Genomic DNA, 26331 nt, shown 5'->3' on the forward strand with positions numbered 1-26331 from the left:
TGTCCATTAAAAAAAATATTTCAGCTTCATTCTGGATGCATATAGACTTCTGCTAACACACCATTTTTAATTAGAAATAAGGAATTTGGCGACACTTTAATTAATGTTTTTTTAATTTATTTTCTATGCATTTCGATTAAAAAAGTAATGTCAATTTTTCAGGATGGTGCAAACTCTTGCTTAGCAATTCATTTGAACTATCGAAGCGCGATAAATGGCTTTTGGGGAACCACTAATTTACAAAATAAACAGATAAAATATTGAATTGGGGGTTTTTATTTTAATTTAAATCGCTGAAAATTAAATATTTATGCTTCTAAAGAAAACAAAAAAATCCGTTTTTAAATTTTTAAAAACGGATTTTCTATAGGTATTAAAGCGAAGTGTTATTTTTTTATTTTGTTCCTAATGCAACAGGAATCGCGTCGGTTTTTATTACAAAGAAAGAAAACAAAATTCATGATTTGGACTTAATGGTCGTAACTGATTACTCTGGATATTTTCCATTGATTGTCTTTTTTCTTCCAAATCATAAGAAATTTAAACGTTCCAATTTCTTCTTTTCCGTTTTCCATATGTCTGAATTCGTGTACACCAATTTCAATTGCTCCATAGTCTTTGATAGGATGGACTTCCAGCGTTCCTTTGACTAGTTTTCGGGTTAGTTTATTTTCATTTTTAAACATATTCGAAAAATTTTTAAAAACGGTTTCATGCGAAAGCAATCCGCCATTGTCTTGAAACCATTCTAAATCCTCAGTAAATAAAGATTTGAATTTTTCGAAATCTTTTTTGTTGAACGCTTCGAACATAATCTCGTCCATTTGTTCGATTTCCTTATATAGTGCTGCGGATGTTGATGCTACTTTTTTTTCTTGAGCAGTTGCAGTATTGAAAAAAACTAAAGCAAGAATTAGATTTAAAAAGAAATGAAATTTGAATCTGTTTTGTTTCATAAGAATTTATTTTGAGTCGGTAGGTTTCTAATTGGTTTTGGAATATCAAATGCTTATTTTATCTTTATTTTTTAACTGCTACAGCAATTTTTGAATCGGCAGTTCCATAATACAGAAACCATTGTTTTTTAAAATAAACCAATCCTTCTACAAAGCAAACTTCATTTACCTCACCGGTTTTTTCATAAGGTTTGTCCGGATGAATAAAATAATCTTCCATTCGGTCTATTAATTTATAGGGCTTTTCTTTATCAAATAGCGCTTGACTTGCTGCGTAAGTGAATTTAGGTAAACTCGAATCATTATAATTAGCCGCATTACTTCCGTTGTAAATCAGTAGAATACCTTCTTTTTGGAGTAAAGCAAAAGGACCGGGTTCTACTAAACGACTATCAAAATATCCCATTCGAGGATGTAAAACGGTAATCATTTTTTTGCTTTCTTCATTTTCGGCTACTTTCCAATGGATAAGATCTTCAGAAGTTGCCAGATACAAATCAGTGTCCCCAAAATACATCCAGTATTTGCCTTTGATTTTTGTAGCTATGATTTTATCGCCGGCTAATTTACAAACTATAGCTCCAGATTTTGACCACAAATCTTTGTGTTTATCTTCATTTAAAACTAAACCGTGTTTTGTCCACGTTTTTAAATCTTTTGAGCTGGCTAAACAAAGTCTAGCTGTTTTACCATCATAGGAGGTATAAGTCATGATATAAGTTCCATTCTCACTTTCTATGATTCTTGGATCTTCAACTCCACCTTTCCATTCATACTGTTTCATCGTATCGTTGTCCGGATAGAATATAGGTGCAGGTTGTTTTTTAAAGTGCAATCCGTCTTCGCTGATAGCCAGGCCTAATCTAGACGTCATGTCTTTGTCCTGTGCTCTGTAGATGAGATATACTTTTCCGTCTTTGACAATCGCTGATGGATTAAGAACATTTCGTTCTTCCCAGTGTACTTCTTTATTACTTATTGGAGATTGAAAAACTTGATTTAATTGAGGTTCTAAAATAGGGTTAAGGCTGTCTACTTTTACAAAGTTGAGCATCGCCCAATCCTTGCTTTTTGTTTCGGATTTATATGTGGAATTACTGCCGCAACCTATTAGAATAAATAAGAATAATAACGTAATGGTTTGTTTCATAATGTTCAAAATAGTTTAGGAGGAACGCACGATTCCTACAGTTATTAAGTATGGTTTTTAGTTTTTATTGATTTCAATTATTTATAAAAGAGTCTGATAGGGTAAAGTTGCATTTATTTTATCGAATAACAATTCTCTTTTTGAAGTTAATAGTACTTTAGTTACTTGAAGTTGTTTCGTTTCGCTTGAAATTGTCTCATTTGACTTAATGCCTTTTTTTAAATGATTGATGACCACTTCGTAATCGTGCCATTCTCCAAGTAAATCCGATAAAATATTTTTGTTTTGCAACGATTGGTTTTGTGATTCGCAGCTTAGGATTTTTTCATTGTATTGGTATCTTTTTAATCGTTTGCGAAAAGTGTGCATTTGCGTTTTTTTAAACTTGGTTTTACACATTAATTTTTTAATTTTCCTTCTCTTTTTATCCATATAGCGGTTAACCTTTTTTTTGCTTGCTTGTGTAAGTAAGGGAATTATTTTGCGGTACTTTTTTCTAAATTTAACAACGAAGCTCTTATTCGCAATTGCGAAGAAACGTTTCAGTTCTTTAGTTTCGAGTTTTTTTAAATGCTTGTAGTAAGCTTGCAGCAAATGAGAATTAGGCTGTTCAGCAAGTAAGGATTGTTCTATTTGAAGTTCTCTGATTTTTCCAGCCTGTTTAAAAATAAGTTTAAAGAAGGAGTAGTTTTTTTTGCGTTTAAATTTTTTAGAGCAATAGTTTAATAAATCAAATAAAGCATTCATTTTCTTGATTTCTACTCGAAGGCTATGGAAGGTCTCCGGAATATAGGATTTTGGAGATTTTTCTAAAATAAGGTTTATGGCACTTTTTCGTTTATTAAAATATGTTTTAAGTGCTTTCATTTTTTATAAAATATTATTTTAGAATAAAAAGGGATGATACTTGCAACAATGGATGTGTTTTAAAAGGCATAAAGAAGTTTGTTTTTTGTTTTAATTATCTTCAAGAAATTTCTTTTTTTCTTCAAACTCTTCTTTTGTAATTTCTCCTTTGGCAAATCTTTTTTTCAGAATATCCAATGAAGTTTCCTTTTTTGTTCGCTGACCAAGAAAGTTATAAGGAGATGCAAATACCCAAATGAGGATGATGATCCAAAAAATCCACCAGAAAAAATGCATTCCACCGAAATGATGTCCGTTATACATGGTGTTGTTTTTAAGTTGTTGAAAATCAATATAAATATATGAATTTCAGCCCGGTAATTCAAGTAATTCCATTAAAAAAACGCCTCATTATAGTGAGGCGTTTTTGTACTTTTCTTATTTTGTTATTGATAATCAATTGGTATTACTTCGTTAATGCATTTACTGATATAATTACTTATTTTTTTTTAGTGTTCATTTCCATATAATCTATAGTCAAGTCAGACATTGCTTTCATTCCTAATACAAAACCGCTTTCATCAATATAAAAATCAGGAGTATGATGTGGAGCAGTTTCTGATGTTGGCATGCCTTTAGGAGCACCTCCCAAAAAGAAGTATAGACCCGGTATTTTTTCCTGATAAAATGAAAAATCTTCGGCACCTGTAACCGCAGGAGTCAGTAGAACATTCTCTTTACCAGCAACAGCTTCTAATGTTGGGACCATTTTTTCGGTCAATGATGGGTCGTTGTAGGTAATAGCAGTTTTGTTGGTTATACTCACATCGGCAGTGGCTCCGGCACTTTCGGCTATTGCCGTTGCAATTTGTTTTATTCTGGAATGAACCATTTGCTGTACTTTGCTGTCCAAAGAACGAATGGTGCCATTCATTGTAAGTTCCTCCGGAATCACATTACTTCGTACCCCTGCATTTATTTGTCCAACACTTACAACTGCAGCTGATTCTGTTATGTTTACATTTCGGCTAACAATGGTTTGCAATCCCATTATAATCTGAGAAGCGGTAACAATTGGGTCAATACCAAGCCACGGATAAGCACCATGCGTTTGTTTACCCATTATTTTTATTTTAAACCAATCGGATGCTGCCATTGTACCTCTTGGACGGTACTTTATTGTACCAACTTCTGTCTGGGCATTAATATGTAATCCGAAAATAACATCTACTTTGGGATTAGTAAGAACGCCTTCTTTTATCATCAATTCTGCTCCTCCTTCTTCGCCTTCAGGAGGTCCTTCTTCGGCAGGTTGAAAAATGAATTTAACGGTTCCTTTTAAGTCGCTTTTTATAGATGCTAAAATTTCGGCTGTTCCCATTAAAATTGCAATATGTGTATCGTGCCCACAAGCGTGCATGATAGGAACTACTTTGCCATTGTATTCCCCTTCTGCTTTGGAAGCAAAAGGAATGTCTACTCGTTCTTTTACAGGTAGTGCATCAATATCTGCTCTTAGGGCAACAACCGGACCTGGTTTTCCTCCTTTTAGAATACCAACAACTCCAGTTTTTCCTACTCCGGTTTGTACCTCAATCCCAAGAGAACGCAGGTGTACCGCTATTTTTTCGGCAGTTTTAAATTCTCTGTTTCCTAATTCTGGGTTTTGGTGAAAGTCTCTTCGCCAAGTAATAACTTTGGATTCTAAAGAAGCTGCCTTTTGAGCAATCTTAGCTTTTAGTGCTGCATTTTGCGCAGAAGCAAAAATGGAAAAAGTGAGTAATCCTGTAAAAAGAATGATTTTTTTCATTAGTAGTGTTGTAAGGTTTGGTTTCATAATAGCAATTGTTTCAAATGAAATTCAAGCTATTTTAGAGGTAAATACGGTCAGTCAAAACAAATATAGCAAAAATATTTTGCCTTGCAGTAATTTTAAAATAGTGTGCAAAGTATCTTGCTTTAAGTAAGATGTAAAAAAAAATCGCATTGTTACTGCTAACAAGGCGATAGTTTGATAATTTATTTTTTCTTCTTTAATCGGCTTTTAAAAAGCTTTTCAAATTTTTCCATTTTGGGTTGAATTACCATTTGACAATACGGTTGGCTTTTATTGTTTGCATAATAATTCTGATGGTAGTCTTCCGCTTTGTAAAATTTAGTCAACGGTTCCAATGTTGTAACTATCGGACTGTCATAAATTCCAGCTTTTTTCATTGCAGCGATGATTGTTTGCGCTGCTTTTTTCTGTGCTTCATTTTTATAAAAAATCGACGAACGATACTGTGTTCCTACATCGGCACCTTGTCGGTTTAATGTGGTTGGGTCATGAACTGTAAAGAAAACTTTGAAAATTTCATCCAGATTTGTTACTTTTTTATCATAGGTAATCTGAACTACTTCGGCATAACCGGATCTTCCGGTAGAAACATCCTCATAAGTAGGATTTGCGATTTTCCCGCCTGCGTATCCTGATACCGCCGATTTTACTCCTATTAGATTCTCATAAACGGCTTCAACACACCAGTAACAACCGCCGGCTAATGTAATGGTTTCAAAATTGGATTGTTTTTTGGTTTTATCAATTGTGCTGTTTTGTCCAAACATGCCAAATGAAGTCAATAGCACTATTAAAAATATATTTTTCATATGTAGATTAGATTTATTTTTATTTAGTATCAGGAATAAAGTCAAGTGCGATAGAATTCATACAGTATCTTTTTCCCGTTGGAGCAGGTCCATCGTCAAAAAGATGTCCTAAATGACCGCTGCATCTTCCGCAAAGGGCTTCAATTCTTTCCATTCCAAGAGAATTGTCGGTTTTGTAAATAACACTGCTCTTGTTGTCTTGTTCAAAAAAGCTTGGCCAACCACAGTTGCTTGAAAATTTGGCGCCAGAACGAAATAATTTATTGCCACAGGCGGCACAATAATAAGTTCCTTTTTCATCCGTGTCCCAATACTTCCCTGTAAAAGGTCTCTCCGTGTCAGCATTACGGGTTACTTCATAGACGTCTTCCGGTAAAACCTTTTTCCATTCGGCATCACTAACATTAAGTTTTGTCGTGTCTGTATTGGAATAATACGGATTTCCGGGTTTGTTGATAAAATTGCCCATTGCTATAGATTTTTTTGTGCTGTCTTTTTTGTTTGTCGTTTGTCCACAGGCAGTGAACATAAATAAAGGGAGCAAAAATAATATGCTTAAAATACGGCTTGTTGTTCTCATAATTTTCTTTTTATACTACAAATGTAAAGCGCTTTTGAATCAAAAAATGTCGTCTACATTGCAAATTAATAGTTATTTAACTATCGTTATTTACGGGTAAAAGACAGTTCTGGATTTAGAATTAACAAAACCTTATTATTATGAAATCATTCGCATGTTGATAAGGTGTTTTTTGAAGCCTGCTTTCTCATACGCCTTAATCGCGGAAGCATTGTCATTGTATACATCCAGCCTGATTTCGAATACGTCCTGAAGATTACACCAGTTTTTGAGCGCTTCAATAATTTTAGCGTTTACTCCTTTTCCTCTGTGATTAGCATCAGTGTACATGAAACCTAAATAGGCGTAGTTCAGGTGATTCAAATAAGGCTTTGCAGTCTCTATTCGCGCATATCCGGAACCTATAAGCTCCGAATCAATTTCGGCAACCAATACTTCTATATGTGGTGCTGAAATCATTTTTTCAATATCATAATAATGTGTTTTTTCTGCTTTTAAAGTAGGGTCAAATGGACGTTCGGCAGTAATAATTCCCTGTTCGAATTCAAGGAGTTTTTCTAAATCGTTTGGATGAGCTTTTCGGATGGTTATAGTTTGCATTTTGTTATTTATAATTTGTCATAAAAATACAAAAGAATCTTTAAAAGGAAGGCGTCAATTTTATTTGGACAGCCTTAAAATAATTCCGCTTCAACAAATCGAAACAGAACGTTAAAGCCCCCGTCCCTAATTATCTTTTTTGTATTTTTGACCAGTAATAGATTTATATGTTAGAAGAAAATGTAATATTAGTTAACCAAAATGATGAGCAAATAGGATTGATGCCTAAGCTTGAAGCACATGAAAAAGCGGTTTTGCACCGTGCTTTTTCAGTTTTTGTTTTAAACAGTAAAAATGAAATCATGTTGCAGCAGCGGGCACATCAAAAATACCATTCTCCTTTGCTTTGGACCAATACCTGTTGTAGTCATCAGCGCGAGGGCGAAACAAATATTCAAGCAGGAAGCCGCAGGTTATTTGAAGAAATGGGTTTCAAAACAGAGCTCAAAGAACTTTTTCATTTTATATACAAGGCTCCTTTTGATAATGGTTTGACTGAGCACGAGCTGGATCATGTCATGATTGGTTATTATAATGATGCGCCGAAAATCAACTTGGAAGAAGTAGAAGACTGGAAGTGGATGAAAATTGACGCTGTTAAAGAAGATATGGAAGTGCATCCAGAGTTATATACCGTTTGGTTCAAGATTATTTTTGACGAGTTTTATCATTTTCTAGAGGAACACAAAATATAGAATTGTAAAAAACAGTTCAAAAATATAGTAACATTAAAAGACTTTAGATTTCGTCACTTTGAGAAATCTGATCCCGAAGCTTCGGGACTAAAATCTGAAATTATGAAAGTTACCATTTCACGAAAAGCCCATTTTAATGCGGCACACAGATTATACAGGAAAGATTGGACTTTCGAGCAAAACGATGCTATTTTCGGCAAGTGCAATAATCCTAATTTTCACGGCCATAACTATGAATTGATAGTGAGTGTAACCGGCGAAATTGATCCGGAAACGGGTTATGTAATGGATGTGAAATTCTTGAGTGATATTATTAAAGAGGATGTTGAGGATCAATTTGATCATAAAAACCTAAATATTGACGTGCCTGAATTTCAGGATTTGAATCCAACAGCCGAAAATATTGTTGTAGTAATTTGGAATAAAATCAGAAAAAGAATCAAGCCAGAATTTGAATTGGAAGTTGTTCTTTATGAAACACCACGAAATTTTGTAACGTATAAAGGTCAATAATGGGACTAAAAGTAGGTGATGTCATCCCCAATTTCAAAGCAAAAGATGCAAACGGCAATGATTTTGACAGTCAGAACATTGTGGGGAAAAAACCTCTCGTTATTTATTTTTATCCAAAAGATAATACTCCAGGCTGCACTGCTGAGGCATGCAGTTTTAGAGATCAATATGAAGATTTCAAAGATTTAGGCGCTGAGGTAATAGGAATCAGTAGTGATAGCGTCAGTTCACATCAACAGTTCAGTGAACAGTATAAACTGCCTTTTATTCTTTTGTCAGACAACGATAAAAAAATCAAAACCCTTTTTGGAGTTCCTTCTGGATTGTTTGGATTACTTCCTGGACGAGTTACGTATGTAACGGATAAAAATGGAGTCATTCAAATGATATTTGATAGTGTGTTAGCTACCAAACACATTCCGAAAGCCCTTCAAGCCATCAAGAAATTAGTATCATAGATTTTGTATTATACATTTGTTTTATCTTAATTTGCATTTAGTTGCTATTTCACGGTCATAAATCTTCTCAAAGGATTAAACAGTAGCGTAGTTTGGCAAAAAAAATATTGATTTTATACATCTGTAATTCAAAAACACACACTTAAATGAAATTTTATCCATTACAATTTGAACCCATTTTAAAAGAAAGAATTTGGGGAGGTGAAAAACTTAAAACATTACTTAACAAACCAATTACGTCAACAATTACAGGGGAAAGTTGGGAGTTGTCTACAGTTGAAGGAGATATAAGTGTTGTTGCTAACGGAGAATGGAAAGGGAAATCATTGACTGATATTATCAATGATTCTCCGGATGAAATATTAGGAACGGAAGTTCATGCCAGATTCGGAAAACAATTTCCGTTGCTTTTCAAGTATTTAGATGCTCGTGAAGATTTGTCCATACAAGTACATCCAAATGATGAGTTGGCTAAAAAACGCCATAATTCTTTTGGTAAAACCGAAATGTGGTACATCATGCAAGCAGATGATGATGCCAGAATTATTGTAGGTTTCAAAGAAAAATCGAATGCCAGTGAGTATTTAGAAAATCTAAAAAACAAAACCTTGCTTTCTATTCTGGATGATGTAAAAGTAAAATCAGGGGATGTTTTCTTTTTAGAAACTGGAACGGTTCACGCAATTGGTGCCGGATTGGTAGTTGCTGAAATTCAACAAACTTCGGATATTACGTATCGTCTCTATGATTTTGATAGGGTAGATGCCAATGGTAACACAAGAGAATTGCATGTTGATTTAGCTTTGGACGCCATTAATTATAATAAAGTAGAAACTAAAAAAGAGTATACAAAGAACATAAACGATTCAAACGAAATTGTTGACTGTCCTTATTTTACGACTAATTTTATTCCGTTAGACGGAGAAATTTCGGTTTCTAAATCAGGAAAAACATTTACTGTATATATGTGTACAGAGGGAACATTTGAACTGGAATACAATAATTCAAAATTGCAATATAAAAAAGGAGATACTGTTTTGATTCCTGCCGCTTTGAATGCATTCATTCTCAATGGAAAAGCTTCAATTTTAGAAATTTACATTTCATAGTCGGTAATAGAAAGATTATGTGTACTTTTGCAGACGCAAATTAAAATTCAAATTTTAAAAAAATAAAAATGGCAAACGTTAAGAATTTAAAAAAAGACATCAACTACGTTTTAGGAGATATTATTGAAGCAGTTTACTTGTTCGAAATTTCTACAACAGGAAAACCAACAACTGAAACTAATGATTTAATTGATGAAGCTATCGCTGCTTTTGACGCTTTAATCACTAAAGTGAATGCAAAAAAAGTAGAAAATAAAAAAGCACACTTCAAACAAATCAATGTTGAATTGGAACAAACTGCAAATCAATTGATTGCTAAAATCAACGAATTGTAGTCAAAAAAAAAGCGAAAAAAGTTTGAATTTGTTTTGGAAAATAGAAATTCAGACTTATATTTGCACCCGTAATGAGTCGCCAGCGTAGCTCAGTTGGCTAGAGCAGCTGATTTGTAATCAGCAGGTCGTGGGTTCGAGTCCCTCCGCCGGCTCTTTAATAAAACCACTTAACTTTTGTTAAGTGGTTTTTTGTTTTTGGTAAAAATGTGAATTGAATTCCGTTTTAATGGTACGTAATAATTTTTTTGTTAAATTTGGTATCTAACCTAAACATTAAATTATGGAAGAGCATTCAGTTATTGAAAATTTTGAGATGAAACTAAATGAGTCTGCAAAAGACTTTTTGAAAGAAGCGGCAAAATGGGCTTATTTTTTATCAATTCTTGGTTACATAGGAATTGGTTTTATCGTTTTTGCAGCTTTATTTGCCGGTACATTATTCTCTACTATGGGGAAAATGAATCCAGCAATGGGAATGATGGGTTCTTCTTTTGGAATAGTGATTGCAGTCGTTTATTTGCTTATTGCGGCACTTTATTTCTTTCCGGTGTATTACTTGAATAAATTTGCGTCTAATGCCAAAGCAGCGTTCAATAACAACGATTCTGAAACTTTAACTACTTCTTTAAGATATCTGAAATCACATTACAAATTTATTGGGATTATGACTCTAGTTATTTTCTCTCTGTATCTGTTAATGTTTGTAGGAATGATTGTTGGCGGAATGGCTTTTAATAATGCTTAAATAGCTTTTATATCAGATAACGATGAGGTTTCGTTCAGTTAGGCTTCAGAGCTAGACACTTTATAAAAAAAAAATCATCTTGTTTTATAACAAGATGATTTTTTTTATTCTAATTATGGAATAAAATGTAGCTTTTAGAACTGTTTATTTTTGGTTCTTGATGCTGGTAATATATTCTGTCAATTTTTTACCATAAAGCGATTGTGCAACTTTAGGAGACATTGATTTTTGAATTGTATCTAAATATTTGATATTGATGTCATAGATTTCTGATAGTGCTATATAAGGCGCCACCTCAAATTTTCTGTTGTTTAGTGCAAAATTAGTAGCAAATAAGTACTTTCTTTTGATGTTAGAATCCTGTCTAGCACTTAAACTATCTACTTTTTGTGTGTTTTGACTTTTGATTGCATTAAATTTTTGCTCAATCAAAGAAAGATTTTCATCTGTGAAACGGGTGTTGATTTTTTTATATTCTTCAAATATTTCCTGATTTTTTGATCCTTTAATTTTGGCGTCAGACAAATAACGATCTAAACTCGTTTCAATAGTTATGTTTCCTGGCTCAGCAAAGAATGGTAAATTATTGTCTAAAGAATTGCTCACGCCTCTGTCTAAGAATAAATAAAGCATTTCAGGAGACTTTAGGTCCAAATTACTTTCAAATGAAGAGCTTCCATCGATGTTGATAGTGTCAATAGCCACTAGTGTAGTGTCAACAACTCTTTGGATATACAAAGTTCCTTTTTTTAATCCTTTGATATTTCCGGTAATGTGTAAATTAGTTTTTGACTCATTCTTGTTACAAGATGCCAATAGGATAAGCGTAACGAATGCAATAATTGATTTTTTCATGTGAAGTTAAAATTTGTTTTTTTGGAACATGGTATCGTCATTTTTATGATTTCTCCCGTCTCGAAACTTCGGGATCAGGATTGAATCATGGCGATTTCATCGATGTTTATATTTTGGCGCAAAATAAAGAAAATTGTTGGAATGATTTTGTTAACGCATTCAAATTTCACAAAAAAAATCCCAATCTATTTCTAAATTGGGATTTTCTGAATTATTTTTGAAATTATGATTTCAACCAAGCTTCTTTCAAAGCAGTTTTGGTTGCATCTGTAGCCTTAAGACCTTCTTTGTCTTCATAAGGGAATTTCACCTTTCCTTTTATTATTTGTTCCTTACCGTCACGTTTTATTTTTACGGTAATAGCATCGTTTTCTTTCCAGTTGTCACTTTCGGTAATCATCTCATAAATGTTATCCAATGAATATGGTTTTTCATTGATAGACACCAAAATATCTCCTCCTTTAAGTCCTAAATTTGTATAAAAAACATTCAATTCCATGTTTGGAATCACAATGATTTCTTTAGTTTGCTGATTCACGGTGATGTACGGTGATTGTCCTTTTATGAAGACATTTCCTGCTACTTTTTCTATGGATTTAGTAACGCCAACTTTAGCCAAATAAGTTTCGTAAGGAATTGGAGCTGGTCCAGATACGTATGTGCTTAAAAAAGTTCCCACTTCAGGATAGGTAAATGAAGTTATTTTGGCAAAAAGTTCATTGTCATTAAATGGTTTTGATGCACCATATTCATTGGATAATTTTTGCATCAAATCAAGAATTCCTCTTTCGCCATTACTTTTTTCTCTTATTATAATATCCAAACACATTCCAATAAGCGCTCCTTTTTCATATACGTTCAAGTATTGTGCTTTGTATGGTTCTGTCAATACATTAGCACTCATAGTAGTGAAAGGCATTGTGTCATTCATAGCATTTGCATGTTCAATTTTTTCTGACATACGCGTATAAAACTCTTCTTCTGAAATTAACCCTTGATTGATCTGAAAAAGATTGGCGAAATATTCCGTCACCCCTTCGTACATCCATAAATGTTCTGACATTTTAGGCGTGTTGTAATCAAAATAGTGAATCTCTTTAGAATGAATCGTAAGCGGTGTTACAATATGAAAGAATTCATGCGAAACCACATCTTTCATTGATTTAACCAATTCTTCTTTTGGCATCATTTCTGGTAAAACAACAGTTGTTGCGGTAGGGTGTTCTAATGCTCCAAATCCTTTAGCATCAGTAGGTGTCATACTTGATAAATACAATAAAACGCTGTATTTTTTTGTAGCATTGATTTTTCCTAAAAATGTTTTTTGAGCGGTCATCATCGTTTTCATCTCCGGAGTGATGCTTTCTGCAGTCACTTTTCCTGTAGGGGAATATACGCCAATCAGTATTTCCATTCCGTCAACCGTAAAAGTAGTATAGTCCGGTTTAGCATACATGATAGGATTTTCAACTAATTCAGCATAACGAGGAGTTGTAAATATATCATTAGTAGTGCTTGCATCTTGATCTGTCATTGAGGTTGCTCCCCAAAGCATTTCCGGATGCGAAATGCTTACAGTGTACGGAAGGTCTTTTTTATCTTGAAAATAACCTGCAAAACCGTGCATGTTCAGCATAAAGTTTTTTCCTGCATCAATGTTTGTTCCTGCTGGAGAAAAAATATCATTTTGACCAAAACCACCGCCTTTTTCGGTGTCAAATGTGTCGTTTACCAAATAAGTTATTTTTACTAACGTTTTTGCATTTTTAATATTCCAAGTGTTGTCATCTGTTTTAGTAACAGGCAATACACTTCCTTTACTGTCAAATGCTTTAAAATCCTCAATATATTTTCCATAATCATCTACAGAATAGGTTCCGGGAACAATTTTAGGAATGCTGTAGGTTACTTCATCTGTACTGATTTTTGGGGAAGTAATCGTGACAAGTACTTTGTCCTCTTTTACATCATTCAAATTAATTGCAACTTTTACTATATCAGTAACGGATTTTGAGTCATTTGTAGCAGTACTGGCAGTTTTACAGCTCAAAAGAACCGATGCAAATGCTAGTGTAAAAAATATTCTTTTCATTATTGTGTTATTTTATTTTAAGTGTTAGTCTTTCAAATTGTAGAATTGTTACAATTTATAAGGACTAGAAACTACTTTTAAATTTTTTATTTTTTAAAACTGATTTGAGAATAAAAGAAATTTTATTTTGCGTTTAATTCTTTCATTACTACTTCCGGATTTTCAACTTCGATAATTAGTTTATTGTAATAGGAATCTTTGAGTTCGACAATAATTGCATTTTTTTTATTGCAAACATCCCAAAAATTGCGTTTCCCTTTTTTTATGTAAGTTCCAGCAGTGATAACCCATGGCAATTGGGTGCCTGGCATTTTCCAACCAATCCAAAAGGTAAATTCATCGTTGCTTTGATACGCTCGGATTATTTTATCTTTGGGTACTTTAATTTTATTTTCAAAAGCCCAAAATTTATGACTTCGGAGAATGTCAAAAATAAATTCGTTTTCGTTTGATGTTACTGAAACCATTGCTGAGTTTGTGAAAGTTAATTGATATAAAAACAAAAACTCCCGAATATCAGGAGTTTTGTTTTTAGTCTAATTTATTTTTTATATAATATTTTCCATCCAAATCTTCATCAAAATCATCAATCTTAACGGGTTTTGGTTTTGGTTTGTTTGCAGTCGCTTTCTTTTTCCACATTTCAAATTTTTCTGCGGGCATTTTCTTTTTCATGATTTCAAGAACCTCTTTTTCGGCTAAACCAAATTCTTTTTTGATGATTTCAAAAGGATTTTTTTCTTCTAAAGCCAATGTAACAAGTTTTTCTGTTTGCTCCCAGTTCAATTCTTTACGGTTACTCTTTTTCATCACGTGAAAATTAATTCAAATAAGTTGTTAATGATTAATAAATTGCATTTTTAATTACATCCAATATTAAGAAAAAAAATAATTACTTTTTCTCAAAAGGCCATTTTTTTTATACTTTTTAACTATTTTCCTTCAAAGGTTGTTTTTGAAAGGGTATTTTTAATAAATTTTTTAATTCATTGTGCTCTTCAGGCTTCGGATGCGTGTCGATTCCATAAATGATTTCTTCTTTTGGAAGCGTCATGAAGGTTCCGAAAAGCCTGTCCCAAATTGAAAATATATTTCCATAATTACTATCCGTATACGGCAAAACATAGTGATGGTGTACTTTATGCATATCCGGAGAAACGATAAAATAACTCAATATGGTGTCTACTCTTTTTGGAAGCGAAATATTAGCATGATTGAATTGCGTAGCCACAACGGATAACGTTTGGTACAGGAAAACCATCCACATAGGACTTCCAATAATTAAAACGCCCATTGCCGTAAATGTAAATCGAATTACACTTTCTCCCGGATGATGTCTGTTTGCAGTTGTGGTATCAATCCAAGTATCGGTGTGATGTATCAAATGGAAACGCCATAAAAATTTGGTTTTATGCTCTACTAAATGCACCAGATAAGCGCCAATTAAATCCAACAAAAGCAATCCAACTAATGCATAAAGCCACAAAGGCATTTCTGGCAGCCATTGTAAAATTCCAAAATTATTGGCAATTGTCCAATCGGCTGATTTTAATAAAATAAACGCCAAACAAAAGTTGACTACTATTGTGGTAAACGTCATAAAGATATTAATACCCGCATGATGCCATTTTTTATACGTGAAGTTAAAAAGTGGAAAAGCATTTTCTATTAACCAAAAAAAAGTGATTCCACCCACAAGAATTAAGCTTCGGTGTGATGATGGAATGGTAGAAAAATAGGCAATAATATCATTCATAATTGGAGTATTTATTTCAAATTTAATAATTTTTATTGAAAATAATTATTTGATTACCCGAAAGGTACCATTTATTCTGGGACCAATGGGTTTTGCCGTTTTTGGAATTTGATGTTTCCAATAGTGCTGCGTTGTTCCTTTCATTATTAATAAACTTCCGTGTTGCAGAACGATACTTTTTTTTAGGTCTTTGTCTAAATTATGTTTCAGTTGAAACGTACGCTCCGCACCAAAACTCACTGAAGCAATTACAGGATTTATTCCTAATTCTTTTTCGTTATCGGCGTGCCAGCCGTTGCTGTCTTTTCCGTCGCGATACTGATTGAGTAAAACGGTTGTGAAATTTACATCAGCAATATTTTCGATTTCCGTTTTTAGCTTTTGCAAAAGCAAATTCCAAGGATGTGGTTGCATGGTTATATTCGAATACGAATAGGGTTTTCCTTCGTTTCCAAATAAAGCGGTCAGGCGAGGTTGCGGATGAGTTTTTCCGTACACCCGAATATCATCTTGTTGCCAAGGAATTTCTTTTACCAATTCTGCAAAAATAATATCGGCTTGCTCTTTGTCGAAAAACTGAGGATAATAGATGATTTCAGCGTCTGGCAAGTCAAGAAATATGGGGTCGGATATAGATTGAAACAGTGATTTCAATGGATTAGGTGTATTGGTAAGCCCAGAAAATGAGAACTAATTGTAATGGCATTCGCAAAAGCAAAACCCATTTTGGCAAACCCATTCTTGCTTTTTCATCGAAATACATATAGAGATGCGTTGGGAAAATAGCCATCAATAAAGCAATAACTCCCCAAGCAGCATAGTTTGAAAGTAGCGGAATACAGAGCGCAATTCCCAGAAATATTTCTGCTAAACCGCTGATGTGGTTTAATAATTTTGGATTCGGAAAATAAGGAGGGATGATTTTCAGGTACAGTCTCGGGTTTCTGAAATGGTTTAATCCTGCGATAAAGTAAACAAAAGCCATCACATATAAATGCCAAGGTAAATTCATAATAAAGTTATTTATCACGAATTTATAAAAATTTTAATGAAATGAGTACAAATGTTTTTAAATAGAAATTAAGTCCTTTTCTTGAAGTTGACATTCATAATCACAATTGCCAGGATGATTAAAATAATTCCAATCCATTGGATTAGATTCACGTTTTCATTCAAAAGAAAGTAAGCCATCAGTACGGATACGGGAAGTTCCAGCGCAGATACAATACTTCCTAACCCAATTCCTGTAAGTGGAAAACCGGCATTGAACAATAATGGCGGAATTATAGTTCCAAAAAGAGCCAGTATGATTCCCCATTTCATGAAAATCTCAAAATTAAAAGGGGTTGTTTGTGTCGCAATTGCAAATCCAAATACGATTATTGCACCACCAAGTAACATAAACAGACTTCGTTGCGCCGAAGAAACATGTGTTGCCACACGATTAGCGGTAAACATAGTTGTGGTAAAGGAAGCAGCAGATAAAAGCCCTAAAACGATACCGCGCCAGTCTAATTCTACTTTGCTTTGAATAAGATTTGTGGCAAGTGCCGTACCAATTAGTACAATAACTACCGAAACTATTTTTTGATTAGAAGGTCTTTTCTTTTCTAAAATCATTTCGAATAAAACGCCCATCCAAACGGTTTGCATCAATAAAACGATAGCAATAGAAACAGGAATATATTTTACTGCCAAGTAATAAAAAATACTCGTCATTCCCAGAGAAGTTCCGGCAAGCATTAATTGAGTGATGTTTTTCTTAGATGCTTTTACAACGTCATTTCCTTTTTTAGCTTTTTGAAACAGATTAATCAGCAGCATTCCCGTGATTCCATATACAAATTGAGCAATGGTAACTTCAGGTGTGGTGAACCCTTCGCCGTAGGCTATTTTTACAAAAGTAGCCAACATTCCATAACTTGTTGCGCCAAGACCTACCAGGAAAACTCCTTTTAATACACTATTCTTTATCATTTTTTCAATTTTAAAAAGCGGGCAAAGATAGGGTTTAGTTCCTAGTTATGAGGTATAAATTAGGACTTAATATTTGAGGCTGTTATTCTGGTTTGATTTTGCTTCGCAATGAGGGAATTATAGATAAATCTAAAGAATCGTTCAATTGAAAGTTAATTTTATTTCACTTCTTTGTCGACTAAATCGCTCAAATGCAATCGCAACGCATTTACTGAAATACTGATTTCCCAAAACGATAATCCTAGTGAAATCAATAATCCTAATAAACTCAGCCCAAAAAGATAAATTCCTGCGGTTTGCTGTTCTAAGAATAATAAAAGCATGGCGAAAACGGATAAAAACAGACTCATTACGCCAGCCATTTGCATATTGCGAATCAGTGTCAAACGCAAGTTCAGGTTTTTGATTTCCAATAAAATCATATCGTTTTGCTTTTCCTTGTAGGTTTTTTTTAATCCTCTTACGATAGTGGCAATAGTCAAAAATCGATTCGTATATGCCAATAAAATCAACGAAGTTGCGCTAAAAAGTAATGCCGGAGTTTCTATTTGTAAAATCATGTTTTTAGAATTTAGAATTATGTTTTTTTGTGCCTTAAAAGTCGGGATTCTTAACTTGTTAAAGAGTTTTTTCTAAAAAGAAACTGTGAATGTAAATTTGTATTTCAATGAATGTAGAATAATTTTCTTAAGAGATTGTACTCACTATCCGTTACAAATAAAGTTCATTAATCATTTCCGTAAGAGAGTTGTAAAAGCAACTATTTGTCTTTAAATTTAAGGAGGCAATCACAGTAGAAAGGTGTTAGAGAAAGGGTAAAAATGACCAGTTGAATTATTTTTTTATTAAAATTAATCAAGTAATTTTCTTGATGGGATTATATTTAAATGACTTATGATTGATTTAAAAAAATGAAAGACTTCTAAATTAATTCCATCATCTAGTAAAATAAAATTAAGTATACGATAATTAAAGCTTCGATGTGGAATGCCTGTATTTAACCAAAAAATATAATCAAAATATTTTTGGGTATAACCAAAGATATAATTGTTATCAGTAAAGTGCTTTTTTTTAATATAAACACCGTTGTGTATTTTTCCTGAATAAAATTTCGTTGTATCATCGGAATAAAAAGCTACACTATTAGGTAATTTCATTTTATTCCAACGTTTAATATCTTCAGCAGTGTGCTTATTAAAAAAGTCAAAATCAATTTTGTAAAAAATTCTGTTTGGGTTAATTTTTTTATACCGCATCCGAAATAACCTCTGAGCCACATCAAATTTTTCATAATGTAAAAAGTGAATTTTAGCATAAGGTGTAGTTCCTACAGGATAAATTAATTTAAGTGCAGGGTCACAATGTTTTTTATCTAATTCCTTAACATCATAAGCATATTCTTTATTTAAATTCTCAATAAAATCTAAGAAATCTTCTCCGATGCCAATGCCAACTGTTGGTGTGGCGTATGGTAATTCAAGAAATGTATAAAGTTCCCGTCCCCAACAGTTATCTGATATTAGTGAAAAATCATGATGATTTATCTTTTTTAAAGAATAATAACGGGCTAAATTTCTACGATAGTAAAATATTTTTTTTAATATTTTTAGCATTTTTTATGATACAATTACATTCTGTTTTTAATATTATAAACTTTTATAAATCGCTACAAACTAATACTTAGTTAGTCAAAATTATGGAGATTTTAGCTATTGAGGAACATGTTTATTGTCAAATATAATGATTATCTTACTTATCTTTGCAATGTCTGTATTCGATTACTGCTTTTTTGTGTGTATAACCTTTTTTATTCACATTTTTAAAATAGGTTTATAGTAATTAGGATCTTTCCATAGCCCCGATAGGAGTGAAAATCCTTTGCTTTGAAAGGAGTCAAAAGCAAAGATTGCTGCGCATAGCGGGACGTAAGTGATTCTGAAAAACAATCGTTCTGCTCCAAAAAAAAAGCTGCCCAAGATTGGACAGCTTTAGTGTATTGAATATTCCGAAGCAACTTCGGAATAAGCGATTCACACCATTTTACTTCATAAAATGGGTTCCCTGCTTATTTAATCATCTCAAAACTTCTTTTCACGAAAGCCGTTAATGCTTCTCCTTTTAATAGGTTTTGTGATAATTTAGCTAAGTCTAAGGCTTGTTTTACCAAACTTTCCTGAGCGTCTTTGTCTTTGTTGTTTAGGATGCTTGTTGCTAATTCAGAGTTAGTATTTACCACTAAATTGTACATTTCCGGCATATTTCCCATCCCGAACATTCCACCACCGCCAGACTGACTCATTTCTTTCATTCTACGCATAAATTCCGGTTGTGTGATGATAAATGGTGAAGCATTACTGTCTAAAGCTTCCAGTTGTACTGAATAGGTTTGTTTAGGAACAATAGCTTCCAGAACGGTTTTTAAGTTCGTTTGTTCTTCTTCTGATAATTTAGAAATGGTAGTTTCCTCTTTCTTGATTAAATTATCAATATGATCTGAATCGACACGTACAAAAGTCATGTTGCTGTTATCGCCTTCAATTTTTTGAATTAAATGCGAGATAATTGGTGAATCAAGCAATAATACTTCATATCCTTTGTCTTTGGCAATTTCGATATAAGAGTGTTGTGCTTCTTTATTTCCGGCATATAAAACCACTAATTTTCCGTCTTTATCGGTTTGGTTCGCAGCAAGATTTTCTTTTAATTCTTCTAACGTGTAAAATTTACCATCAACTGTTGGATACAAAACAAACGCACCTGCTTTTTCGTAGAATTTATCTTCAGAAAGCATTCCGTACTCCAAAACGATTTTGATGTCGTTCCATTTTTGTTCAAAATCTTCACGGTTTTCAGTGAATAACGATTTTAATTTATCGGCTACTTTACGCGTGATATAATTGGAGATTTTCTTCACCGCAGCATCCGCTTGTAATCCAGAACGAGAAACGTTCAACGGAATGTCCGGAGAATCAACAACACCTTTTAGCATCATTAAAAATTCAGGAACAATTCCTTCCACATTATCCGTTACGTACACTTGATTTTGGTACAATTGGATTTTATCTTTCTGAATCTGTAAATCGGAACCTAATTTGGGGAAATACAAAATACCGGTTAAGTTGAACGGATAATCTACATTTAAATGAATGTGGAATAACGGTTCTTCAAACTGCATTGGATACAATTCATGGTAGAAATTCTTGTAATCCTCCGCTGATAATTCAGTTGGTTGTTTCGTCCAAGCCGGATTTGGGTTGTTGATGATGTTGTCTACTTCAACTTCCGTGAAAGTTTTGTCTTTATCTTCTTCAGCAACTTCTTCACCCTTTTTTTGCTCTATTTTTTCTGTTTTGGTTCCAAATTTAATTGGAATAGGCATGAATTTATTGTACTTGTTCAAGAGTTCCTTGATTTTGTATTCTTCCAAGAATTCCAAAGAATCTTCGGCGATATGCAAAATGATTTCTGTTCCACGAGAAGTTTTGTCAGCTGGTTCTAGTGTGAATTCCGGGCTTCCGTCGCAAGTCCAGTGTGCAGCTGGTTCATCTTTGAAAGATTTAGTGATGATTTCCACTTTTTCGGCAACCATAAAAGCAGAATAAAATCCAAGACCAAAATGTCCAATAATTCCAGAATCTTTGGCAGAATCTTTGTATTTGTCCAAAAACTCCTCAGCTCCAGAAAATGCCACTTGGTTGATGTATTTCTCCACTTCATCGGCAGTCATTCCAAGACCTTGGTCAATGATGTGTAATTTTTTACCTTCCTTATCAATTTTTACTTCGATAATTGGGTTTCCGTATTCTACTTTGGCTTCGCCAATGCTTGTTAAATGTTTTAATTTAAGTGTTGCATCCGTTCCATTAGAAATTAATTCACGCAAGAAAATTTCGTGATCACTGTATAGGAATTTCTTGATTAAGGGAAAGATGTTCTCTACCGAAACATTAATTTTACCTGTTGTCATATTTTGAATTTTAAGTTTATTTTAATGAATATGATTCTTTCAAATAGAATACCAATTACAATTGAAGTGACAAATTGTCGTAAGCGTTAATTATGATACAAAATACTTTAATTTTGAAACAATTTTCTTTTTCTTGCATCGTATCTTTGTGTAAGTATTAATTCATTAAATTTTAAAAAAATGAGAAAAATAATTTTAGTATGCACGTTAGCTGTTTTGATGTTCGCATGTAAGTCAACATCAGTGACAAGTACGAATACAGATAGAAAGGCTCAAGTTGCTATGAAAGGAAATTGGACAATCAGCTCTGTAACATATCCAGGTTCACAATATATTAAAGTGAATAGTTTTCAACTTGCGGATTCGGAATGTTTTGTAGGAAGTACATGGAAATTTGTTTCCAATAACAATAAAGGAAATATGGCTTTGACAAAAGCAAATTGTGTATCATTTAGCTCACCAATTACTTGGTTTGTTAATAATGATGGTCAGTTTATCTTAAAAATTCTTGATGCAGGTGAAAAAGCAAGAAAAGTGAGAGATGGTTATATTTTATATGTAGCGAATCAAACAGAATCTTCTTTTCAATTGATTGATAAAATCGATGTTGGAGGGAAAATGACGAATGTAGTGTACCAATTTCAAAAAGTTAATTAATAAAAAATTTAGATATGAAAAAGATTTCAATAGTTGCAATGGCAACAATAATGATTATAGGTTCAATGTTTACAAGCTGTGAAGCAGTAAAAAATACGAATAAAACACAAAGAGGAGCAGGAATAGGTGCTGTTGCGGGAGCTGTTCTTGGAGGTGTTCTTGGGAACAATCTTGGTAAAGGTGGTAACGGCGCACTAGGAGCTGTATTAGGTGGAGTTGTAGGTGGAGTTGCCGGTGGAGTTATTGGTAACAAAATGGACAAACAAGCAAGAGAAATTGATGCTGCACTTCCAGGAGCCGAAGTAGTTCGTGTAGGAGAAGGTATTAAATTAGTTTTGAATGAAAATGCTGTGCGTTTTGATACTAATAAATCATCTTTGACATCTACTGCAAAAGCAAATTTAGATAAATTGGTTCCTGTTTTTGGAGAATATCCAGATACTAACATTACGATTTACGGATATACAGACAGTACTGGTCCAGCTGATTATAATTTAAAACTTTCAGGAGAAAGAGCAGCGTCAGTTAAAAATTATTTAGCTAGTAAAGGGGTGTCTTCTAGTAGATTTCAAGTTACTGGTTTAGGAATTGCTGATCCAATTGCTTCAAATGAAACAGTTGAGGGTAGAAGCCAAAACCGTCGTGTTGAATTTGCTATTACAGCAAATGAGAAAATGATTAAAGATGCCGAAGCTGAAGTGAAAAACTAAGCAAAAAATACTATATAAACAAAGGCTGTTTCGTCAAGAAGCAGCCTTTTTTTGTGCCTAAATTTGAATTAAACATTGTAAATTTGCACTCTTAAATACAGATGATGCTCGAGATAAAAGATATTTCCTTCACTTACATTGACAAACCCGTTATTGAAAATGTAAGTTTTACTATTGCCAAAGGTCAAAACACCGCTATTATTGGCGAAAGCGGTTGCGGTAAAAGTACGTTGTTAAAACTCATATACGGATTATATGATTTGGATAGCGGAGCAATAACCTATAATGAAAGACCTATTTTGGGTCCTAAATACAATCTTGTTCCAGGGGAAGATTACATTAAATATTTAGCGCAGGATTTCGATTTGATGCCCTACATAACTGTCGAAGAAAATGTAGGCAAGTTCCTGTCGAATATGTATCCTGAGGAGAAGAAAGCCCGCGTTCAAGAGTTATTGGATATGGTCGAAATGACCGCTTTCGCAAAAGTAAAAGCGAAATTCCTAAGTGGCGGACAGCAACAACGAGTGGCTTTGGCAAGAGTTTTGGCTTTGGAACCTGAAATTATCTTGCTGGATGAACCGTTCAGCCAAATTGATTCTTTCCGGAAGAATTCTTTGCGTCGCAATTTATTCCGTTACTTAAAAGACAAAAGTGTTACCTGTATTATTGCCACGCATGACAGTACCGATGCTTTGTCTTTCTCTGATGAAACGATTGTGGTTCAAAACGGAAAAGTAGTGGCAAAAGGCGACTCAAAAGCCTTGTATGAAAACCCCGCTAATAAATACATAGCTTCTCTTTTTGGAGAAGTAAATGAGTTGAAATTATCTCAATTAATAGACCTTGAGAATGACGAAGACGCAGCACTTTTATTATATCCGCATCAATTAAAAGTGGTGGACAACGCAATCATGAAAGCAGTTGTGAAACAATGCTATTTCAAAGGAAGCCATTATTTAGTCAAAGCAGCTTTTGAGAGACGAGCTATTTTCTTCGAACATGATTCGGAATTAGAATTCAATCAGGAAGTGTACTTGATGTTATCCTGAGAAAAAGCGTTCAGTAATCAGTGCTCAATATTCAGTGATTTTCAGTTCTGAAAACTATCTGAATTCGAAGCCGTTTTCAACTTTTATAACAGTATTGTCGTAAAAAAACAAAACCCCGAAACCAATATGGTTTCGGGGTTTTGTGCTATGTTCTGCTTTCGTATCACTTATAGCTGATCACGGATCACTACTTTCGAAGTTAATTCTTCAAATACTTTTCTAAGAACTGATCTTGTTCCCAAAGCAAATGCAAAATATTCTCTTTGGCTACATAACTGTGTGCTTCTTTTGGAAGAATAACCATTCTTGCCGGAGCACCTAAGCCTTTCAGAGCTTGAAAATAACGTTCGGTTTGCAATGTGAACGTTCCTGGATTATTATCGGCTTCACCGTGTACTAAAAGCATTGGTGTTTTCATTTTATCAGCATTCATGAATGGAGACATTGTGTTGTATACTTCAGGAGTTTCCCAGTAGTTACGTTGTTCAGTTTGGAAACCAAACGGAGTCAACGTTCTGTTGTATGCACCGCTTCGAGCAATTCCGCAAGCAAAAAGATTAGAATGTGTCAATAAATTAGCCGTCATAAAAGCACCATACGAGTGACCGCCAACGGCTACTTTTTTTCTGTTGATGTATCCCAAAGCATCTACCGCATTAATTGCAGCTTCTGCATTGTCAACTAATTGCGTCATGAAATTATCATTTGGTTCTGTTGTTCCTTCACCAATAATAGGAAAAGCAGCGTCATCAAGTACTACATATCCTTTGGTTACCCAGTATACGAAAGAACCATAACTAGGAAATGTGAATTCATTCGGGTTTTGTGTGCTTTGTCCCGCTGAATTTTTGTCTTTGTATTCTGCTGGATACGCCCAAATCAACAATGGCATTTTTTCTTTTTTAGCCTTGTCGTAACCAACCGGTAAATACAACGTTCCAGATAATTCAACACCATCTTTACGTTTGTATTTAATCACTTCTTTACTCACGTTTTTGATACTTTCAAATGGATTTTTGAATGCTGTGATTGGCGTTAGCTTGTTTTTTTGTTTGATGTTTCTAAGGTAATAATTTGGGTACTCGTTTTTAGACTGGATTTGTACTAAAACAGTTCCTTTTTTGAAGTCTTCAATCTCTAATAAATCTTCTTTTTTATCGGTGTAAGTCGATGTGTACAGACGATTTGACTGTAAAGTTTTCAAATTAAATTCACTGATAAAAGGAAATTGTCCGTTTTTAGTAAATCCATCCCCAATAAGATACGCATTGTCATTTTCGATAGCCAAAACATATCTGTTGTATTGGTTTTTTCTGGTTTCAAAATTTCCTGGATCGGAATATACATCCTGTGAGTTTCTGTCGGAAATTACTTTTGGAGCCTGACTTGGATTTGATGGATTGATTAAATACGTTTTAGTATTACGTGTATCATACCATTCATCTGAAACAATCGCAACGTTGTCGTTCCCCCAAATCATTCGGCTGTAGCGTTGCGGAGTTTTCACCAATGAAGTTGCTGCTGCATCAAATGGAGCGTTCCAAAGAAAAACTTCATCTCTGAATTCTACTTTATTTGCAGGATCTCCAGCATCTAAAGCTTCAGCGTAAACTAATGTTGCCGGTTTGTCTGCTCTCCAGCTCATGTTTCTTTTTCCTTTACGAACAGCCATGAAACCTTTAGGGATAATTTCAGTCAGCGGCACTTCATTCACAACTTTTACTTCGTTTCCAGCTTTGTCATAGACTACTGATTTTGAAGGAAAACGGTTCAATGGAACGATGTATGAAAATGGTTTTTGAATGGTAGTCAGCATGATGTAATTTCCATCAGGAGAGAAGCTTTCTCCGGCATACATATCTGCATTTTTGAATAAAGTTGCCGTTCCGTTCAGGTTTATTTTATACAATTCAGACGTGATGATATTCTCAAAATTGATTTCGTCATTCTTGTTTTTCAACATATCAGGATACGTTCTGTTTTGAGATTTAGCACCATCGGCATTCGAAATTATCGGACCGGTTGGCAAATCTTTTTTGGCATCCAAAAGTGCTGCTCTGTTTTTTGGTAACATTTTTACCAAAATAGTTTCGTTGTCATTCATCCAACTGAATGGATTGCCAAGATTAGCATTTACAGTAGCGGCTGTTAATTTGGTAGCTTTCGCTGAAACTACGTCGATAAACCAAAGCTCAACTCCAGTAGCTGTAGTGTGTGAAAACAAGATTTTTTTATCATTTGGCGACCAAGAGATATTACTGATACGAGGATTTGTTGGCAATCCTGCAACCTGTACTTCTTCTTTTTCTTTTATTTTACGTAATTTAAGGTTGTTGATATACGTAACGGTACTCGAAATATTAGTGACTGGATTAATTCTCAATCCTCCTAAACGCAATTCATCTTGGTTTAAATCGTCCAGTGATTTATACGTGTTTCTATACGTAAGCAGCATGTATTCTTTTTTGGTGTCCATTGATACCGAAGGCGCTCTTTCATAATCAGCTAAATCAGCGATTGATTTGGAAGGTTTTTGATAGTTTAAATTTTCTTGGGCAAAGGCATTGAAACCGATACATAGAAACACAAATAGTGTGACTTTTAATTTCATGGATAGAAATATTTTGGGTTA

At 33.8% G+C, this 26331-nt stretch carries 29 protein-coding genes and 1 tRNA gene; 10 read left to right on the forward strand and 20 right to left on the reverse strand.

The annotated features are described in order from the left end of the window. Window positions 1–470: 470 nt before the first annotated feature. The 8 genes from C8C87_RS02910 to C8C87_RS02945 form a co-directional block, all read right to left on the reverse strand. Complete coding sequence (locus C8C87_RS02910; protein ID WP_121341055.1) at window positions 471–956, reverse strand: nuclear transport factor 2 family protein; 486 nt, start codon at window positions 954–956, stop codon at window positions 471–473. A gap of 64 nt (window positions 957–1020) precedes the next feature. Further along, a complete protein-coding gene (locus C8C87_RS02915) occupies window positions 1021–2106 on the reverse strand; it encodes a glycoside hydrolase family 130 protein (RefSeq protein ID WP_121341056.1) in 1086 nt (361 codons plus the stop codon). Between the two features lie 81 nt (window positions 2107–2187). Continuing rightward, window positions 2188–2973: a CHAD domain-containing protein gene (locus C8C87_RS02920; protein WP_121341057.1), complete on the reverse strand. Its 786-nt coding sequence runs from the start codon at window positions 2971–2973 to the stop codon at window positions 2188–2190. A gap of 90 nt (window positions 2974–3063) precedes the next feature. Continuing rightward, window positions 3064–3276, reverse strand: coding sequence for an SHOCT domain-containing protein (locus tag C8C87_RS02925; protein ID WP_121341058.1), 213 nt, complete (start codon window positions 3274–3276; stop codon window positions 3064–3066). 175 nt (window positions 3277–3451) lie between these two features. After that, complete coding sequence (locus C8C87_RS02930; protein ID WP_121343274.1) at window positions 3452–4762, reverse strand: amidohydrolase; 1311 nt, start codon at window positions 4760–4762, stop codon at window positions 3452–3454. A gap of 209 nt (window positions 4763–4971) precedes the next feature. Further along, on the reverse strand, window positions 4972–5598 hold the full coding sequence (msrA, locus tag C8C87_RS02935; RefSeq protein ID WP_121341059.1) for a peptide-methionine (S)-S-oxide reductase MsrA: 627 nt from the start codon (window positions 5596–5598) through the stop codon (window positions 4972–4974). 19 nt (window positions 5599–5617) lie between these two features. Beyond that, the gene (gene msrB / locus C8C87_RS02940) at window positions 5618–6178 is read right to left on the reverse strand and encodes a peptide-methionine (R)-S-oxide reductase MsrB (protein WP_121341060.1); all 561 of its coding nucleotides are present in this window, start codon (window positions 6176–6178) and stop codon (window positions 5618–5620) included. 138 nt (window positions 6179–6316) lie between these two features. Next, a complete protein-coding gene (locus C8C87_RS02945; RefSeq protein WP_121341061.1) occupies window positions 6317–6778 on the reverse strand; it encodes a GNAT family N-acetyltransferase in 462 nt (153 codons plus the stop codon). A 167-nt stretch (window positions 6779–6945) separates the two neighbouring features. Between C8C87_RS02945 and idi the strand changes: the two genes are divergently transcribed. The 7 genes from idi to C8C87_RS02980 all read left to right on the forward strand — a co-directional run bounded on the left by idi (window position 6946) and on the right by C8C87_RS02980 (window position 10633). Beyond that, a complete protein-coding gene (idi, locus tag C8C87_RS02950; RefSeq protein ID WP_099713328.1) occupies window positions 6946–7473 on the forward strand; it encodes an isopentenyl-diphosphate Delta-isomerase in 528 nt (175 codons plus the stop codon). A gap of 102 nt (window positions 7474–7575) precedes the next feature. Continuing rightward, window positions 7576–7986: a 6-carboxytetrahydropterin synthase gene (locus C8C87_RS02955; protein ID WP_099713327.1), complete on the forward strand. Its 411-nt coding sequence runs from the start codon at window positions 7576–7578 to the stop codon at window positions 7984–7986. Beyond that, the gene (locus tag C8C87_RS02960; RefSeq protein WP_121341062.1) at window positions 7986–8444 is read left to right on the forward strand and encodes a peroxiredoxin; all 459 of its coding nucleotides are present in this window, start codon (window positions 7986–7988) and stop codon (window positions 8442–8444) included. The genes C8C87_RS02955 and C8C87_RS02960 overlap by 1 nt, the downstream gene beginning before the upstream one ends. A 146-nt stretch (window positions 8445–8590) precedes the next feature. Further along, window positions 8591–9553, forward strand: coding sequence for a type I phosphomannose isomerase catalytic subunit (locus tag C8C87_RS02965; RefSeq protein WP_121341063.1), 963 nt, complete (start codon window positions 8591–8593; stop codon window positions 9551–9553). 68 nt (window positions 9554–9621) lie between these two features. Next, window positions 9622–9888 carry a hypothetical protein gene (locus C8C87_RS02970; RefSeq protein ID WP_099713324.1) on the forward strand — a complete coding sequence of 89 codons (267 nt, stop codon included), beginning with the start codon at window positions 9622–9624 and terminating at the stop codon, window positions 9886–9888. A gap of 78 nt (window positions 9889–9966) precedes the next feature. After that, window positions 9967–10040: transfer RNA gene (locus C8C87_RS02975), tRNA-Thr, on the forward strand. Window positions 10041–10168: 128 nt separating this feature from the next. Further along, on the forward strand, window positions 10169–10633 hold the full coding sequence (locus tag C8C87_RS02980) for a hypothetical protein (RefSeq protein WP_121341064.1): 465 nt from the start codon (window positions 10169–10171) through the stop codon (window positions 10631–10633). Between the two features lie 144 nt (window positions 10634–10777). On the opposite strand, the gene C8C87_RS02985 is transcribed toward C8C87_RS02980, so the two are convergent. The 11 genes from C8C87_RS02985 to htpG all read right to left on the reverse strand — a co-directional run bounded on the left by C8C87_RS02985 (window position 10778) and on the right by htpG (window position 21280). Continuing rightward, entirely contained in the window at window positions 10778–11488 is a 711-nt protein-coding gene (locus C8C87_RS02985) for a DUF4369 domain-containing protein (RefSeq protein WP_121341065.1), read from the reverse strand. A 223-nt stretch (window positions 11489–11711) separates the two neighbouring features. Beyond that, window positions 11712–13580, reverse strand: a complete 1869-nt coding sequence (locus C8C87_RS02990) for a peptidase M61 (protein WP_121341066.1) — start codon at window positions 13578–13580, stop codon at window positions 11712–11714. A 122-nt stretch (window positions 13581–13702) separates the two neighbouring features. Continuing rightward, window positions 13703–14047, reverse strand: a complete 345-nt coding sequence (locus tag C8C87_RS02995; protein WP_099713320.1) for a hypothetical protein — start codon at window positions 14045–14047, stop codon at window positions 13703–13705. Window positions 14048–14111: 64 nt separating this feature from the next. Beyond that, window positions 14112–14390 carry a DUF2805 domain-containing protein gene (locus C8C87_RS03000; RefSeq protein WP_035670363.1) on the reverse strand — a complete coding sequence of 93 codons (279 nt, stop codon included), beginning with the start codon at window positions 14388–14390 and terminating at the stop codon, window positions 14112–14114. A 118-nt stretch (window positions 14391–14508) separates the two neighbouring features. Then, on the reverse strand, window positions 14509–15336 hold the full coding sequence (locus tag C8C87_RS03005; RefSeq protein ID WP_099713319.1) for a sterol desaturase family protein: 828 nt from the start codon (window positions 15334–15336) through the stop codon (window positions 14509–14511). Between the two features lie 45 nt (window positions 15337–15381). Beyond that, window positions 15382–15990 carry an alpha-ketoglutarate-dependent dioxygenase AlkB gene (locus C8C87_RS03010; RefSeq protein ID WP_121341067.1) on the reverse strand — a complete coding sequence of 203 codons (609 nt, stop codon included), beginning with the start codon at window positions 15988–15990 and terminating at the stop codon, window positions 15382–15384. Window positions 15991–15994: 4 nt separating this feature from the next. Then, on the reverse strand, window positions 15995–16348 hold the full coding sequence (locus C8C87_RS03015) for a DoxX family protein (RefSeq protein ID WP_099713317.1): 354 nt from the start codon (window positions 16346–16348) through the stop codon (window positions 15995–15997). 68 nt (window positions 16349–16416) lie between these two features. Next, entirely contained in the window at window positions 16417–17313 is an 897-nt protein-coding gene (locus tag C8C87_RS03020) for a DMT family transporter (protein ID WP_099713316.1), read from the reverse strand. 158 nt (window positions 17314–17471) lie between these two features. Next, window positions 17472–17873, reverse strand: coding sequence for a DUF2721 domain-containing protein (locus C8C87_RS03025; protein WP_121341068.1), 402 nt, complete (start codon window positions 17871–17873; stop codon window positions 17472–17474). Window positions 17874–18164: 291 nt separating this feature from the next. Further along, window positions 18165–18926: a DUF1919 domain-containing protein gene (locus C8C87_RS03030; RefSeq protein WP_121341069.1), complete on the reverse strand. Its 762-nt coding sequence runs from the start codon at window positions 18924–18926 to the stop codon at window positions 18165–18167. A 452-nt stretch (window positions 18927–19378) separates the two neighbouring features. Next, window positions 19379–21280: a molecular chaperone HtpG gene (htpG, locus tag C8C87_RS03035; protein ID WP_121341070.1), complete on the reverse strand. Its 1902-nt coding sequence runs from the start codon at window positions 21278–21280 to the stop codon at window positions 19379–19381. Window positions 21281–21460: 180 nt separating this feature from the next. Here htpG and C8C87_RS03040 point away from each other — a divergent pair, with 180 nt between their 5' ends. From C8C87_RS03040 to C8C87_RS03050, 3 genes are all read left to right on the forward strand, one after another. Next, a complete protein-coding gene (locus C8C87_RS03040) occupies window positions 21461–21937 on the forward strand; it encodes a lipocalin family protein (protein ID WP_121341071.1) in 477 nt (158 codons plus the stop codon). Window positions 21938–21951: 14 nt separating this feature from the next. Continuing rightward, window positions 21952–22647: an OmpA family protein gene (locus C8C87_RS03045; protein WP_121341072.1), complete on the forward strand. Its 696-nt coding sequence runs from the start codon at window positions 21952–21954 to the stop codon at window positions 22645–22647. A 104-nt stretch (window positions 22648–22751) separates the two neighbouring features. Beyond that, on the forward strand, window positions 22752–23699 hold the full coding sequence (locus tag C8C87_RS03050) for an ABC transporter ATP-binding protein (protein ID WP_121341073.1): 948 nt from the start codon (window positions 22752–22754) through the stop codon (window positions 23697–23699). Between the two features lie 199 nt (window positions 23700–23898). On the opposite strand, the gene C8C87_RS03055 is transcribed toward C8C87_RS03050, so the two are convergent. Next, the gene (locus C8C87_RS03055) at window positions 23899–26310 is read right to left on the reverse strand and encodes a S9 family peptidase (RefSeq protein ID WP_121341074.1); all 2412 of its coding nucleotides are present in this window, start codon (window positions 26308–26310) and stop codon (window positions 23899–23901) included. Window positions 26311–26331 lie beyond the last annotated feature (21 nt).

The organism is Flavobacterium sp. 120, assembly GCF_003633605.1.
GTDB lineage: Bacteria > Bacteroidota > Bacteroidia > Flavobacteriales > Flavobacteriaceae > Flavobacterium > Flavobacterium algoritolerans.

Excerpts from the sequence above, each read along its gene's own strand:
- C8C87_RS02910 (WP_121341055.1), bottom strand. The coding sequence starts at position 956 with ATGAAACAAAACAGATTCAAATTTCATTTCTTTTTAAATCTAATTCTT.
- C8C87_RS02915 (WP_121341056.1), bottom strand. The coding sequence starts at position 2,106 with ATGAAACAAACCATTACGTTATTATTCTTATTTATTCTAATAGGTTGC.
- C8C87_RS02920 (WP_121341057.1), bottom strand. The coding sequence starts at position 2,973 with ATGAAAGCACTTAAAACATATTTTAATAAACGAAAAAGTGCCATAAAC.
- C8C87_RS02925 (WP_121341058.1), bottom strand. The coding sequence starts at position 3,276 with ATGTATAACGGACATCATTTCGGTGGAATGCATTTTTTCTGGTGGATT.
- C8C87_RS02930 (WP_121343274.1), bottom strand. The coding sequence starts at position 4,762 with ATGAAAAAAATCATTCTTTTTACAGGATTACTCACTTTTTCCATTTTT.
- msrA (WP_121341059.1), bottom strand. The coding sequence starts at position 5,598 with ATGAAAAATATATTTTTAATAGTGCTATTGACTTCATTTGGCATGTTT.
- msrB (WP_121341060.1), bottom strand. The coding sequence starts at position 6,178 with ATGAGAACAACAAGCCGTATTTTAAGCATATTATTTTTGCTCCCTTTA.
- C8C87_RS02945 (WP_121341061.1), bottom strand. The coding sequence starts at position 6,778 with ATGCAAACTATAACCATCCGAAAAGCTCATCCAAACGATTTAGAAAAA.
- idi (WP_099713328.1), top strand. The coding sequence starts at position 6,946 with ATGTTAGAAGAAAATGTAATATTAGTTAACCAAAATGATGAGCAAATA.
- C8C87_RS02955 (WP_099713327.1), top strand. The coding sequence starts at position 7,576 with ATGAAAGTTACCATTTCACGAAAAGCCCATTTTAATGCGGCACACAGA.
- C8C87_RS02960 (WP_121341062.1), top strand. The coding sequence starts at position 7,986 with ATGGGACTAAAAGTAGGTGATGTCATCCCCAATTTCAAAGCAAAAGAT.
- C8C87_RS02965 (WP_121341063.1), top strand. The coding sequence starts at position 8,591 with ATGAAATTTTATCCATTACAATTTGAACCCATTTTAAAAGAAAGAATT.
- C8C87_RS02970 (WP_099713324.1), top strand. The coding sequence starts at position 9,622 with ATGGCAAACGTTAAGAATTTAAAAAAAGACATCAACTACGTTTTAGGA.
- C8C87_RS02980 (WP_121341064.1), top strand. The coding sequence starts at position 10,169 with ATGGAAGAGCATTCAGTTATTGAAAATTTTGAGATGAAACTAAATGAG.
- C8C87_RS02985 (WP_121341065.1), bottom strand. The coding sequence starts at position 11,488 with ATGAAAAAATCAATTATTGCATTCGTTACGCTTATCCTATTGGCATCT.
- C8C87_RS02990 (WP_121341066.1), bottom strand. The coding sequence starts at position 13,580 with ATGAAAAGAATATTTTTTACACTAGCATTTGCATCGGTTCTTTTGAGC.
- C8C87_RS02995 (WP_099713320.1), bottom strand. The coding sequence starts at position 14,047 with ATGGTTTCAGTAACATCAAACGAAAACGAATTTATTTTTGACATTCTC.
- C8C87_RS03000 (WP_035670363.1), bottom strand. The coding sequence starts at position 14,390 with ATGAAAAAGAGTAACCGTAAAGAATTGAACTGGGAGCAAACAGAAAAA.
- C8C87_RS03005 (WP_099713319.1), bottom strand. The coding sequence starts at position 15,336 with ATGAATGATATTATTGCCTATTTTTCTACCATTCCATCATCACACCGA.
- C8C87_RS03015 (WP_099713317.1), bottom strand. The coding sequence starts at position 16,348 with ATGAATTTACCTTGGCATTTATATGTGATGGCTTTTGTTTACTTTATC.
- C8C87_RS03020 (WP_099713316.1), bottom strand. The coding sequence starts at position 17,313 with ATGATAAAGAATAGTGTATTAAAAGGAGTTTTCCTGGTAGGTCTTGGC.
- C8C87_RS03025 (WP_121341068.1), bottom strand. The coding sequence starts at position 17,873 with ATGATTTTACAAATAGAAACTCCGGCATTACTTTTTAGCGCAACTTCG.
- C8C87_RS03030 (WP_121341069.1), bottom strand. The coding sequence starts at position 18,926 with ATGCTAAAAATATTAAAAAAAATATTTTACTATCGTAGAAATTTAGCC.
- htpG (WP_121341070.1), bottom strand. The coding sequence starts at position 21,280 with ATGACAACAGGTAAAATTAATGTTTCGGTAGAGAACATCTTTCCCTTA.
- C8C87_RS03040 (WP_121341071.1), top strand. The coding sequence starts at position 21,461 with ATGAGAAAAATAATTTTAGTATGCACGTTAGCTGTTTTGATGTTCGCA.
- C8C87_RS03045 (WP_121341072.1), top strand. The coding sequence starts at position 21,952 with ATGAAAAAGATTTCAATAGTTGCAATGGCAACAATAATGATTATAGGT.
- C8C87_RS03050 (WP_121341073.1), top strand. The coding sequence starts at position 22,752 with ATGCTCGAGATAAAAGATATTTCCTTCACTTACATTGACAAACCCGTT.
- C8C87_RS03055 (WP_121341074.1), bottom strand. The coding sequence starts at position 26,310 with ATGAAATTAAAAGTCACACTATTTGTGTTTCTATGTATCGGTTTCAAT.